Source organism: Achromobacter mucicolens (assembly GCF_029866465.1).
GTDB classification, from domain to species: Bacteria; Pseudomonadota; Gammaproteobacteria; order Burkholderiales; family Burkholderiaceae_B; genus Achromobacter; species Achromobacter mucicolens.
Genome location: NZ_CP123364.1, coordinates 3,985,764 through 3,997,804, shown reverse-complemented (window position 1 = coordinate 3,997,804; position 12,041 = coordinate 3,985,764). Strand labels below are relative to the sequence as shown.

The 12,041-nt window shown below is 68.8% G+C and carries 11 protein-coding genes; 3 read left to right on the top strand and 8 right to left on the bottom strand.

Translation table 11 applies throughout. The annotated features are described in order from the left end of the window. Positions 1–59 precede the first annotated feature (59 nt). Positions 60–959 carry a LysR family transcriptional regulator gene (locus QEP15_RS18290; RefSeq protein ID WP_142053984.1) on the top strand — a complete coding sequence of 300 codons (900 nt, stop codon included), beginning with the start codon at positions 60–62 and terminating at the stop codon, positions 957–959. A 6-nt stretch (positions 960–965) separates the two neighbouring features. Here the strand turns inward: QEP15_RS18290 and QEP15_RS18285 are convergent, their stop codons facing one another. The 3 genes from QEP15_RS18285 to QEP15_RS18275 form a co-directional block, all read right to left on the bottom strand. Continuing rightward, the gene (locus QEP15_RS18285; RefSeq protein ID WP_253857983.1) at positions 966–2,102 is read right to left on the bottom strand and encodes an AAA family ATPase; all 1,137 of its coding nucleotides are present in this window, start codon (positions 2,100–2,102) and stop codon (positions 966–968) included. Continuing rightward, the gene (locus QEP15_RS18280) at positions 2,099–2,977 is read right to left on the bottom strand and encodes an RNA ligase family protein (RefSeq protein WP_175157053.1); all 879 of its coding nucleotides are present in this window, start codon (positions 2,975–2,977) and stop codon (positions 2,099–2,101) included. Before QEP15_RS18280 ends, QEP15_RS18285 begins: the two co-directional genes overlap by 4 nt. Positions 2,978–3,287: 310 nt before the next feature. Further along, positions 3,288–4,421 (bottom strand): metallophosphoesterase, encoded by a 1,134-nt coding sequence (locus tag QEP15_RS18275; protein WP_175157076.1) that lies wholly within the window; start codon positions 4,419–4,421, stop codon positions 3,288–3,290. 171 nt (positions 4,422–4,592) lie between these two features. Between QEP15_RS18275 and QEP15_RS18270 the strand changes: the two genes are divergently transcribed. Beyond that, the gene (locus QEP15_RS18270; RefSeq protein ID WP_175157052.1) at positions 4,593–5,108 is read left to right on the top strand and encodes a GNAT family N-acetyltransferase; all 516 of its coding nucleotides are present in this window, start codon (positions 4,593–4,595) and stop codon (positions 5,106–5,108) included. A gap of 17 nt (positions 5,109–5,125) precedes the next feature. Here QEP15_RS18270 and QEP15_RS18265 read toward each other — a convergent pair whose 3' ends face one another. The 4 genes from QEP15_RS18265 to QEP15_RS18250 all read right to left on the bottom strand — a co-directional run bounded on the left by QEP15_RS18265 (position 5,126) and on the right by QEP15_RS18250 (position 9,543). Further along, the gene (locus QEP15_RS18265) at positions 5,126–6,151 is read right to left on the bottom strand and encodes a histone deacetylase family protein (protein WP_152385137.1); all 1,026 of its coding nucleotides are present in this window, start codon (positions 6,149–6,151) and stop codon (positions 5,126–5,128) included. A 133-nt stretch (positions 6,152–6,284) separates the two neighbouring features. After that, on the bottom strand, positions 6,285–7,319 hold the full coding sequence (locus QEP15_RS18260; protein WP_280147830.1) for a Bug family tripartite tricarboxylate transporter substrate binding protein: 1,035 nt from the start codon (positions 7,317–7,319) through the stop codon (positions 6,285–6,287). After that, entirely contained in the window at positions 7,256–8,332 is a 1,077-nt protein-coding gene (locus tag QEP15_RS18255; RefSeq protein ID WP_180100666.1) for an NADPH:quinone oxidoreductase family protein, read from the bottom strand. Before QEP15_RS18255 ends, QEP15_RS18260 begins: the two co-directional genes overlap by 64 nt. Further along, positions 8,332–9,543, bottom strand: coding sequence for a CaiB/BaiF CoA transferase family protein (locus tag QEP15_RS18250; protein ID WP_280147829.1), 1,212 nt, complete (start codon positions 9,541–9,543; stop codon positions 8,332–8,334). The genes QEP15_RS18255 and QEP15_RS18250 overlap by 1 nt, the downstream gene beginning before the upstream one ends. A 104-nt stretch (positions 9,544–9,647) precedes the next feature. On the opposite strand from QEP15_RS18250, the gene QEP15_RS18245 reads away from it, so the two are divergent. Beyond that, positions 9,648–10,613 (top strand): LysR family transcriptional regulator, encoded by a 966-nt coding sequence (locus QEP15_RS18245; RefSeq protein WP_180100665.1) that lies wholly within the window; start codon positions 9,648–9,650, stop codon positions 10,611–10,613. Here the strand turns inward: QEP15_RS18245 and QEP15_RS18240 are convergent. Then, positions 10,592–11,995, bottom strand: coding sequence for a 3-deoxy-D-arabino-heptulosonate 7-phosphate synthase (locus tag QEP15_RS18240; protein ID WP_280147828.1), 1,404 nt, complete (start codon positions 11,993–11,995; stop codon positions 10,592–10,594). The two genes, QEP15_RS18245 and QEP15_RS18240, sit on opposite strands and share 22 nt — an antisense overlap. Positions 11,996–12,041: the final 46 nt, after the last annotated feature.

The following is a 12,041-nucleotide window of genomic DNA, read 5'->3' as shown; positions in this document are numbered from 1 at the left end:
ATCGGCGCCGCACATACGCGTCTAATATGGCTTCGGTATTGCTTGATACGGAATCTGTTATGGCTATAGATTTGCGCCAGCTTCGGCAGTTCGTCACGATTGCCGAACTGGGCAGTTACCGCCGCGCGGCCGACGCGCTGCACATCGCGCAGCCGGCGCTGTCGGTGTCGATCCAGAAACTGGAGCACGCGGTGGGCGTGCCGCTGCTGGTGCGGGGCGCCAAGGGCGTCTCGACGACGCCGGCGGGCGACGCGCTGATGGCGGACGCGCGCCGCGCGCTGTTTCATACCGACCAGGCGCGCCAGGCCGCCCGCCGGGTGGCGCTGGGCGAATGGGGCACGCTGCGGCTGGGCTTCGTGGGCTCGGCCACCTACATGCTGCTGCCGCGTTGCCTGCCCGCCTTTCGGACGCAATACCCGGACGTGCAGCTGGATCTGCGCGAGGACAGCACGGTCGGCCTGGTGGCGATGCTGCGCGCCAACGAAATTGACGCCGGCCTGGTGCGCGGGCCGCTGGCCGAAGACAACGAACTGGATTCCTGGGTGGTCGAGCGCGACGACCTGATCCTGGCCGTGCCCGCCGGGCATCCGCTGGCCGGCGCCGGCCCGATCGCGCTGGAACGCATGCGGTCCGAGAACTTCGTGCTGTATTCGCCAGCCAAGGTGCCGGGGCTGAACGGGGTGACGCTGGCGCTATGCCACAAGGCGGGGTTTTCGCCCCGCATCAGCCAGGAAGCGATCCAGGTGCAGACGCTGGTCAGCCTGGTCGCCAGCGGCCTGGGTGTGGCGCTGGTGCCCGGCGTGACCCGCGCCTATTCGACGCCGCATGTGGCCTTTGTGCCTTTGACCGACGCGGACGCGCAGGGTGCGTTGTCCCTGTCTCTGGTGACGCATCGCGACACCTCCTGCGCGTCCGTGCTGCGGCTGCGGGACAGCATGCTGGCGCCGGCCCCAGCCTGACCGGCGCTACACCGCGTAGACGACGCGGTGCGCCTCGGTCGGCAGCGGAAGGTCCCAGCGGTGCAGCATGCCCGTCAGCGTCTTGTTGGACAACGACGTGTCGCGCCGGGCATTGCGCCGCAGCAGCTCGGCGCGCGGCTTTTCCAGATACACCAGCTCAACGTCGGCCTGATACGCGTACAGCAGGTCCAGCGTCTTCTTGCGCATCAGTTCGCTGAGGTTGGTGGCGTTCCACACGAAGGGCGCGCGGGCGCGCAGCAGGGCCTTCGCGCGGTCGACGGCCAGGTGCGCCACCATGCCCTCGTTCTTGCCGTGGCGCAGCCCCAGTTCCTCGCGCGCATCGTCGAACGACACCACCGGCAGGTCGGGATGATGCGCCGCCACCCAGGTGTTCTTGCCGGAAGCGGGCAGGCCCGACATCACGATGACGCGCGAACCGGGCTCCTGGAACAAGGCGTAGTCCGGATGCACGTCCGCGCCGCGGAAATAGCTGACGGCGGTGTGCGCATCGGCAAAGGCGCGGGGCTGGCCAAAGCACGCTTCGTCGCGCGCCAGTTCGCAAAAGAGGGCGATGTTGTCCAGCACGCGGCCCGCGTCCGCGCAGAGGCGGCCGCGCATGTCGGCCTCGGCCAGCATGGCAAGCAGCGGAAGGGACACTTGCCAGGACAGCTCGCGCACGATGAATTCGGGCGAGCGGCCGCGGCGCGAGCCTTCCAGCGCAAAAAACGGCACCTGGTGCGTGGCAATCAGCCGGCAGATGGCTTCGCGCACCGCGAAGGGGACGCCGGCGTCCCACAAGGCGATGCGCGCATCGATCGCGCCCTTGCGCGAATGGCCGGGCTGGCCGATGGCGCCCGTCACCGGGTCGACCACCGTGGTGCTGTGCTTGGCCACGTCGTGCAGCAGCGCCGCCAGGAACACGATCTCCTGGTCGGCGCGAGACGCAGCCTGGTACTGCGGCAGCGCGAGCAGCGCGTCCACGACCATCTGCGTGTGCGTCCATACGTCGCCCTCGCCGTGATAGCGCGGGTCCTGCGGCGTGGTCTTGGCCAGCTCCAGCGCGGGAAAGGCCGCCAGGCACGCGGCATAGTCCGCGCCGCGCGTGGGCGTGGGAACCAGTGCCCGGATCTGTTCGTAATTCATGATGTCTCTCCGGCGCGGGTGGCGCCGCGCAAGGTGTCCCAGTCCACCGCGAGGCGCGGCGCGTACAGGTCGACGCCGTCGGCGAGCAGATTGGGGATGTAGGGCTGCTCCGAATGGTGCATGTCCGAATCCAGGATGGCCTGCACGAAGTCGCGGCGCACCCACTTGTAACGGGCGAGTGTCTTGCCGTCGGCTTCGGCCTTGATGTAGAGGCCTTCGGACAGATCCGACTTGTCGCACTGCTTCCAGGCGCGCGCCAGGTCCAGGCCTTCGCGCAGCACGGTGGCCTCGAACGCGTCGCGCCAGCCGGCCGTCTTGGCAAGCGAGGGCTTTAGCAGGGCCTTCAGATCGGCCAGCCGCGCGGGCGCCGGGCCTTCGTACAGCACCGGCACGGACAGCACCGGGCCGCCGGCCAGCAGCGCGCGGCGCGCGCCGGTCGACAGGAATTGGCCGGTGCGGCGGTCCAGTACATCGAATTCAAAGAAGTGATGCGGCAGCGCGTCGTAGAACACGGAGTGCTTTTTCGACAGGGTTTCGCCGTACATCACGTATCGGTCTTCCAGCCGGTCCAGCAGCCAGTCCGCATGCGCGGCGGCCCAGGCCTTGATGAAGCTGAACTGCCGTTCGCGCCCGCCGCCCACCAGATAGTGGCCGCGCGATTGCAGCAGCAGTTCGCCCGACGGGCTGAAACTGATGCCCGTGTTGGCGCCGTCGAGCTTTTCTTCAACGACAAGGGTCTGGCCCGCCAGCGTGCGATAGGGCACGTGGCCGTGGCCTTCGTCGCCTTCCTGCAGGCGCGAGCCTTCCAGGTGGGGCGTTCGGGGATATCGGAACAGGTCCAGCGATTGCGCGTAGGCGCAGAAATCCAGCGTCATGGGTCTTCTCCAGCAGATGGGAAAAGCCGACAACGCAGTCTTTACGGGAGGGGAAGCAGAGATGGGGTGGTGTTGCGCTTCCTGGATCCGCGCCTGCCGGGCGGGGTGTGCTCATGACATGGCGTTGAGCAGCGAATGCGGGCAGGCTGACCGCGGTACCAGGACGGTACTCGTCGGCGTTCAGGCGAATTGACGAATGGCAGACACGGTTGCACCCAGAAAATGGCAGGGGTTGAAAAAGCAGGGCCGAATGCTAAGTCAGCGCGGCGGCGCTTGTCAATGCGCCGCCGACATGGCCCGCTCGCCAGCGTCAGGCGGGCGGCGCGGCGCGCAGCACGATCTGCGTGATCTCCGACGGCCGTCCGAGCCGGATGGGAAAGCCCGGCCACAGGCCCGCGCCGTTGCTCACGTAAAGGTGCATGCCGCCGACCTGATACATCCCGGACACATAGCCCTCGTTGGCCAGTTGCGTGATGAGGTGCGGGCCCAGGATCTGGCCGCCGTGCGTGTGGCCCGACAACTGCAGGCCGGCGCCTGCCTGCGCGTGGCGCTTGGCGCCGACCGGCCGGTGGCTCAGCAGGATGACCGCCGACGACGGCGGCACGCCCTTCATGGCCGCGTCGATATCCGGCAGCGGCTGGCCGACGCGCGCGGCCACACTGTCGGTGATGCCCGCCAGCACGAGCGGCTGACCGTCGCGGTCAAGGACCATGTGTTCGTTCAGCAGCATGCGCAGGCCCAGCTTCTCGAAGGCCTGCAGCCAGCCCAGGTATTCGGCGTAATACTCGTGGTTGCCGGGGATCGCCACCACGCCATGCGGCGCGCGCAGATCGGCCAGCGGTTGCACGTCTGCGGCGCGGGCTGCGGGCGTGCCGTCGACCAGGTCGCCGGTGATAAGCGTCAGGTCCGGTTCAAGCGCATTGGCGCGCGCCACGACGGCCTGCATCCAGTCGCGTTGCAGCAAGCGGCTGGCGTGCAGGTCGGTCAGATGCACGATGCGAAAGCCGTCGTAGGCGCGCGGCAGATTGGGCAGGGCGACTTCGATGGTTTCGACTTGCGGCACGCGCACCGCCTGCCAGACACCCAGCGCGGACAGCGCCAGCGCGGCCACGGCGGACACGGCGCGCAGGCGCGGGCAGCCCAGCAGCGCGCGGCCGCGGCGGCGCGAAAACAACGACACGGCAAGACCCGCCACGTCCGAGACGAACAGGAAGACGGCCAGCAGAATCAGCGCGCCAAACGCCCAGCCCAGCGCCATCAGGACGGCGGCGGGCACCTCGGGCGAGGCCATGGTGCCGAAGAAGGTGCGGGTGATGAGGTGATGTTCGGCGGCAAGCAGCACCAATGCCGACAGCAACAGCTTGCCGGCGGCCGGCCAGCGCAGACGCCAGACGAAGCGCCAGATGACGTAGAGCGCGATAAACGCGGTGATGACATGAAACACGTGCGACATCCTGAATCTTGTTGTTGGAATCGCCGGGGCCAGCCTATTGCAGCCGCCCCGGTGAAGTGTCCCGCGAGGGATCGCCGATTAAACAACGGATTGCGCGGAGGGGATTGAAACATGGCGCGGCGTAGAATCGCTGGCGCCTGCATTTGGAGATTCCTGCGCCCCATGTCGATCCGTTTCGCTCGTCCCGAAGATGCCGTCCTCTTGCCCGCCATCGAACGATCCGCGGCGGCAGTGTTTCGCGCCGCGCCCGGGCTGGCGTGGATCGCGGACGATGCGGTCATGTCCGAATCCGAGCATCGGCGCCTGATCGCGCAGGGCACGGCGTGGGTGGCGCAGGACGCCGAGCGCGTGTGCGGATTTCTAGGCGCGGAGCGCTTTGACGACGACCTGCATGTGTGGGAACTGGCGGTCGATGCCGAACATCAGCGGATGGGGCTCGGTCAGCGTCTGGTGCAGGCCGCGTGCGGCCATGCGGCGGCGGCGGGGCTGTCCGCGGTCACGCTGACGACCTTTCGCGATCTGGCCTGGAACGCGCCGTGGTATGCGCGGCTGGGGTTTCGCGAGGAGACCGCGCTGCCCGGAACGCGGCTTTACGCGGTGCTGCAAGCGGAAGCCCGGCACGGGCTGCCCGCGCAGCGGCGTATGGCGATGCGCCTGCCGGTTGCCGGCGGCGCGTGACTGGCCGGGGCAGCCGCCTAGCGCCCAGCGCCCGTCAGCCCCGCAAAAAAACGCGTCGCATTCGATTCCAGCCCATCGATGTAATAGCCCCCTTCCTGCACGATCAGTGTGGGCAGGCTCAGGCCGCCGACCTCGCGGCCCAGGCGCTCGAAGCCGTCTTCCGTCACGCTCACCATGGCCTGGGGATCCTTCTCGAAAATGTCAAAGCCCAGCGACAGCACCAGGGCGTTGGGCTGGAACAATGCGATCGCACGGCGCGCCTGCGACAGCCGCTCGAAGAACACGGATTCCGGCGAGCCGTGCGGCATGGGCAGGTTGATGTTGTAGCCATAGCCCGCGCCGGCGCCGCGTTCGTCCTCGAAGCCCGCCACCACAGGGTAGAAGTTCTCGGGATCGCCATGGATGGAGACGTACAGCACGTCGCTTCGTTCGTAGAAGATTTCCTGGATGCCCTGGCCGTGGTGCATGTCGGTGTCCAGGATGGCGACGCGGGGAAACCGGCGGGTCAGCCGCTGGGCGGCGATGGCGGCGTTGTTCAGGTAGCAGAAGCCGCCCGCGGCATCGCGCCGCGCATGGTGGCCGGGCGGGCGGCAGATGGCGTAGGCGCTGCGGTCGCCGGCCAGCAGCGCATCGGCGCCGGCGATGGCGCATTGCGCCGACCAGTAGGCCGAATGCCAGGTCTTCGGGCCAACCGGGCAACTGCCGTCGGCCAGGTACCGCCCGGCCTTGGCCAGCACGCCACGCAGCGCGTTGGGCTCGCGCACGAAGACGTTCGACACGACCTCGCCGCCCCAGTCTCCGGGCAGCTTCATCCAGTCTTCATGCGCATCCTGCAGAAAGCGCAGGTAATCCAGGCTGTGCACCGCCGCGATTGCGCCCGCCCCGTCGTCGGCCGGCGCCTGGACGTCGAAGCCCAGCTTGCGCGCCGCCTGCACCAGGCCGTCCAGCCGCGACGGCACCTCCTGCGGCGTGCGCATCTTGCCGCGCGAAAAATAGGTCTGCGGATGGTGAAGCTTTTGATCGTCGTGAAAGAACGCCTTCATGCCTGGGACCTCTGGACTGGTTGGCTCGCAAACCATGAATTCTTATCCAGCGGCGCGGCGCTGCTTATGGGGGATTACCCGCGCCGCGCGTGCCCGCGTCCGGTCCGAAGGTCTTTGCGGCCCGCCTTTCCCACTACTGCGGCTTGATTTGCGCCGCCTTGACGATGTCCCGCCACTTTTCGCCTTCCGACACGTTGAATCGGGCAAACGTCGCGGGGTCCGATCCCACCGGCTTGGCGCCCAGGCCCGCATACTGCGTCACGACATTGGGCTGGCTAAGCGCCCGGGCCGCGTGTTCGGACAGCTTGGCCACGATGGCCGGTGGCGTGCCTTTGGGCGCCCACAGGCCGTACCAGGTGCTGATGTCAAAGCCCGGAAATCCGGACTCGGCCATCGTGGGCACGTCGGGCAGCTCATCCACGCGCCGGCTTGTCGTGACCGCCACCGCGCGCAGCTTGCCGGACTTGATGAAGGGCATGGCCGACGGCATGGAATCGAACATCAGCTGAATCTGTCCGCCCACCAGATCCGTCAGCGCGGGCGCGCTGCCTTTGTAGGGCACGTGCTGCATCGGCAGGCCGGTGCGCACCTTGAAGGACTCGCCCGCAAGCTGCTGCGCAGACGCCGAACCGGCCGAACCGAAGTTCAGCGGCTGGGTCTTACCCTGCGCCACCAGGTCCTGCACGGTCCGCACCTTGGACGTCTGCGGCACCACCAGCACCAGCGGCACGTCCGCCAGCTGCGTGATGGGCACGAAATCCTTGAAGGCGTCATAGCGCATCGACGCGTAGATGTACGGGTTGATGACATGCAGCGAGGCGTTGGCCAGGAACGTGTAGCCGTCGGGCGCGGCGCGCGCCACCAGGTCCGCGCCGATCATGCCGCTGGCGCCCGGCTTGTTGTCGACGACGATGCTCTGGCCGATGGTCTTGGACATTTCCGCGGCCACCAGCCGCGCCACGATATCGGTCGGGCCGCCCGGCGGGTAGGGCACCACCATGGTGATGGGCTTGCTGGGGTAGGCATCGGCAGCCTGCGCCGCGACCGTAAAGCAGGCGCAACTGGCCGCCAGGGCCAAGGCAGCAAGCTGGCGAATGCGGGGCGCTACATCGATCGCTGCGCGGGCGCGGCGCGGCCAGGCGGCGCGCCGGAAGTCGTGGGTACGCATGGGGTTGTCTCCGTCGTTATTGTGATCGCCACCTTGCCGACGACTTGTCGGCTTTCCAGGGCGGCGAGTGCTGCGGCAAGACCGGTGATCGGATAGATCGCCGTTACAGCCGGCCGGATCCGCTGGCGGCGGGCCCAGTCGAAGAGGGTGGACATGGTCCGCTGCACGGCGGGCGCGTGGACGATGCGTTCGTCCGCGGGCGTCCAGCCGATGTAGCGGCCAAAGAAAAACCCATGCAGGGCAATGTTCTTCACAAGCAGCAGGTTCAGCGGCACGTCGGGAATGCGGCCGCTGGCGAAACCCACCGACACCATGCGCGCGTTGGCCGCCGCGGCGCGCACGCTGTGTTCGAAAGCGTCGCCGCCCACGGCGTCCAGCACCACGTCCGCGCCATGCCCTTGGCTGGCTGCCTTGACGGCCTGCGGCATGTGCGCGTCGGCGGCGAACGCATGGGCCGCGCCGGCGTCCAGCGCGGCCTGGCGCTTTTCCGGCGTGCTGGCGCAGGCGATCACGTTCGCGCCCAGTGCCGACGCAATCTCGACGGCCGCCAGCCCCACGCCGGAGCCGGCGCCCAGCACCAGCACCGTCTCGCCGGGCTGCATGGCGGCGCGCCAGAGCAGCGCTGTCCAGGCGGTGCCGTACGAAATCGGGATGGGCAGCGCGGTCAGGAGCGGCAAGTCCTCGGGCACCGGATAGACGGTGTATTCGGGCACGGTCAGGCGTTCGGCGTAGCAGCCCCAGCGCGCCAGCGCCACCACCCTGTCGCCGGGCTTGAGGCGCGTGACCTTGGCGCCGCAGGCGATGACGCGGCCGGCGGCCTCCGTGCCGGGCGCAAAGGGCAGGGGCGGGCGGCTTTGATAGCGCCCCTCGATCAGCAGCTTGGTTGCATGGCTGACGCTCGCATGCTCGATGGCGATGGTGACCTCGTCGGGGGCGGGGGCGGGCGCGTCGGCAAGCTCGCCGGGCACGACGTCCTCGACCGGACCGTGGCGATGGCAGACCAGGGCGCGCATCAGACGGCCTCCTTGCTGCAAGCAGCCTGGCGCAGCACGCCGGCCTCAAGCAGGGCCTGGATCTGCCCGCGCGGCACGCCCCAATCGGTCAGCGCCTCGACCGTGTGCTCACCGACCGCGGGCGCGGCGGCAAGGGGCCGGCGCGACAAGGCGCCGGCTGCGCGCGCATAGGGCAGCGGCTCGCCGCCCGGCTGCGCCAGCGGTTCCAGCAATCCCAGGTGCGCGGCCTGCGGATGCGCGGCCAGACCGTCGTAATCGCGCACGCGAGCATGCAGCACGTCTTCGCGCGTCAGGCGTTCCACCCAGTGCGCGGCGGGATGCAGCGCCAGTTGCTCGGCCATTTCCCGATGCAGGCGATCGCGCTGCGCCATGCGCCCCGCGTTGGTGGACAGGGCCGGATCGGCAAGCCAATCGGTCCGCTCCAGCGCGCGGCACAAGCGCGCGAACTGATCGTTGTTCAGCGCCAGCACCGACAGGCGCGCGTCGGCGGTGTCGAACACGCCATTGGGCGCGCTGACCGCCACCGCCTCGCGCTGCCCCGCGATGCCGTAGGCAAGAATGTCGTTCACCTGCAAGGCCGCGCAGGCGGCAAGCAGACTGAGCTGCACATGCTGGCCGCGGCCGCTGCGCGCCTGTTGGTAGAGCGCCGCACTGGCGGCCTGCACGGCGTACAGCGCGGTGGCGATGTCTGCCATCAAGAGGCCGATGCGGCGGGGCTCGCCCGCGGGCGTCTGGTTGGCGAACATCAGGCCGCTGTCGGCCTGCATCACCGAATCCGAAGCCGGCGCGTTGGCATAGGGGCCGTCCGGTCCGTAACCGCTGATGGACACGTAGACGAGACCGGGGCAACGCGCCGCGAGGCTGTCGTAGCCCACCCCCATGCGCTCGGCCACGCCCGGCCGGAAGTTCTGGATCACCAGGTCCGCGCGTTGCGCCAGCTCCGCCAGAAGCGCCTTGCCGCGCGGCTGGCGCGCGTCCACGCACACGCCGCGCTTGCCGGCGTTGTAGGCGATGGACAGCGCGCTCTGGTCGTCGCGCACAACGCCCACGTGCCGGCCCCAGTCGCCGTCCGGCGGCTCCACCTTCATGACGTCGGCGCCTTGCTGCCACAGGATCTGCGCGCAGTATGGGCCCGCGATGCCCTGGCTCAGGTCCAGCACACGCAGCCCGGCGTAGGGGCCGCAAGAAGCGTCAATGGGCGGGGTCGGCATGGGGATCGGGCGCTCCTCGGCAAGGGGTCTTGGGCAATGAAGACGATGCTAGACTCGGCCGACGCATTGGACAATCCATCGGTTTGTGCCGGGAATGGTGAATCATGATTGACAATATGCCGGACCTGAACCTCGTCAGGCTTTTTGTCGCGATGGTCGAGTCGCGCAATCTCAGCGCGGCCGCCCAGCGTTGCGGCATGACGCGGTCGAACATGTCGCATCGGCTAAAGCGGCTGGAACTCGATCTGGGCGCGCAACTGTTCCGGCGCACCACCCGCCATGTCGAACTGACGCAGGCGGGGCAGTTGCTGTACCAGCACGGCATCCGGCTGCTGGACGAGATGCGCGCGGTGCAGGCGGCCATCGACAGCCTCGATGGCGCGGTGCGCGGCGACGTGCGCATCCGCCTGCCCACGGGACTGGGCCATCTTTATCTGGCGCCGGTGCTGCTGGAATTCGCGCGCGCCCATCCCGACATCGCGCTGCGCGTGCACATCAACGACGGCATCGGCGACCTGATCTCCGCCGAGGTCGACATTGCGCTCAAGATCACCTCGTCTCCGCCCGAGGATCACGTGGCGCGGCGGCTATGCGGCATCCAGTGGTGCCTGTGCGCATCGCCCGGCTTCCTGGCGCGCAACGGGCCGGTGCAGCACATCGAACAGTTGGGCCGTTGCGACCTCATCGCGCCGCAATCGCTGGGCCGGCGCTTCGATCTGCGGCTCAAGCAGGCGCACGGCGATCCGTTGATCCTGCGTGTGGCGCCGCGGCTGCAGTCGGGCGATTATCCGTTCCTGCGCGACGCGGTGCTGGCGGGCCTGGGCGTGGCGCTGCTGCCGCGCTACGCCGTGTGGGAAATGCTGCGCGATCAGACGCTGGTTCAGGTGTTGCCCACGTTCGAGCCCGAGGGCGTGGGCGATGCCATCTATCTGCTGACTGCACCGAACCGCTTTCCGTCGATGGCCACGCGCGTGCTTGCCGACTTCATCCGCGAGCACATCGAGCGGCATGCGCGGGACTGGGGCGGGACGCTTCCCGCCGCGAGCGATCAGGCTTTTACGCCGTCCTGACCCAACCGCGCGATGGCCGCCTCAAGATCGTCGGCATGCACCATCAACGCCCGCACCTGCTGCAAGCACGGAAACTGATTGAGCACGGGGCTCCAGCGTGGCTGCGCAAGCAGTTGATGGCATAGCGGCGCAAGCGTCTGCGAATCTGGCGCTTCGCCCGCAATCGTCTGGCTGGCATAGTCCAGACTTTCTTGCGCGGACAGCAGCTGCATGCGGCTCGCGGCGCTGAGCAGCCGGGGCGCGGTTTCTGCGGGCGCGTCCGAGAAATACAGGATCTTGCTGGCCAGTTCGTCCGGGTCCGCCGGCAGCGCGGCCAGCGCCGCGCCGCGCAGCCGCAGGGGCCCCTGATGGCTGTCGAACACATAAGTGGTCTGCGCATCGGCATGCTTGAGCAGCCGCAGGCCCCGCAGCAACCGCGGCAGATCCGTGGTGGCGGCATCCGTGGAAGCCTTGGCCTCCACCAGCAGACACACGTCCCAGACCGGGTCCGCCGCATCGCCACCCGACTGGCGCAGCAGGGCCACGTCCCATTCGCTCTTGGCGCGGTCGGCATTGCCGGGTATCGATGCCGGCACGCGCAGGCACGTCGCCACCCGATAGGTCTCGCCAGCCGCCTGCGCAAGGTGTTGGGCCAGCGCGGCAATTGACGCTTGCGCGCGCGCCTCGACGGCCACACCGCGGCGCCGCGCGTCCAGCCCCTGGGCGGCGGCCTCGGCCGTGCCGGTGCGCGGGCCTTGGCGCTGCCACAGGGATTGATAGCGTTGAACTTGCGGATCGGACGCCAAGTCGTCCTGCCGCCGCAGACGCGCCAAGGCGGGGTCGCGAAGCAACGCCTCCAGTTGACCGGCAAGCGCCGCGTCCGCCTCTTCATCGGACGCCAGTGCGCAATGCAGGGCTTGCACGCCTTGCGTCAGAACGCGCCAATCGCCGGCGGCGCAGGCGCCATCCAAGTCCGCGAGCGCATCGGCCAACGGCCCGGCGGGCATCCGGCGACGCTTGCCGGCATGCGCAAACGCAGCCACCGCCGTGCGCACGGCGCGCCGGTCCGCGCCCGCGTGCGCCGATAGCGAAGCATGTTCGCGCACCTGCGAACTTTGATGGCGCAGGACCATGGCCTGGAAAACGGGATCTCCGCCCGGGTCCCGCAGGGCATCACGGATCAACCGCGACAGCGCAATGACAAAGAGATGCTGATGTTCGCGCCGCGGCTCGGCGCCGGAAGTCAGCGCCGTGCGGCCTGCTTCGATGGCGGCGGCAAGCGCCGCCGCCGGGTCGGAATCTTCAAGCCCGCGCGTGGGTGCGGACATCGCCGCAACGTGGTAACGGCGCGCCACGGCGCGCAGCGTCTGTTCGATCAAGGCGGGCGGTAAGGCAGCGGGCATGAAGGTTCCGTGGCATGCCCGGCCTCGTCGCTAGCTACCTACCAGG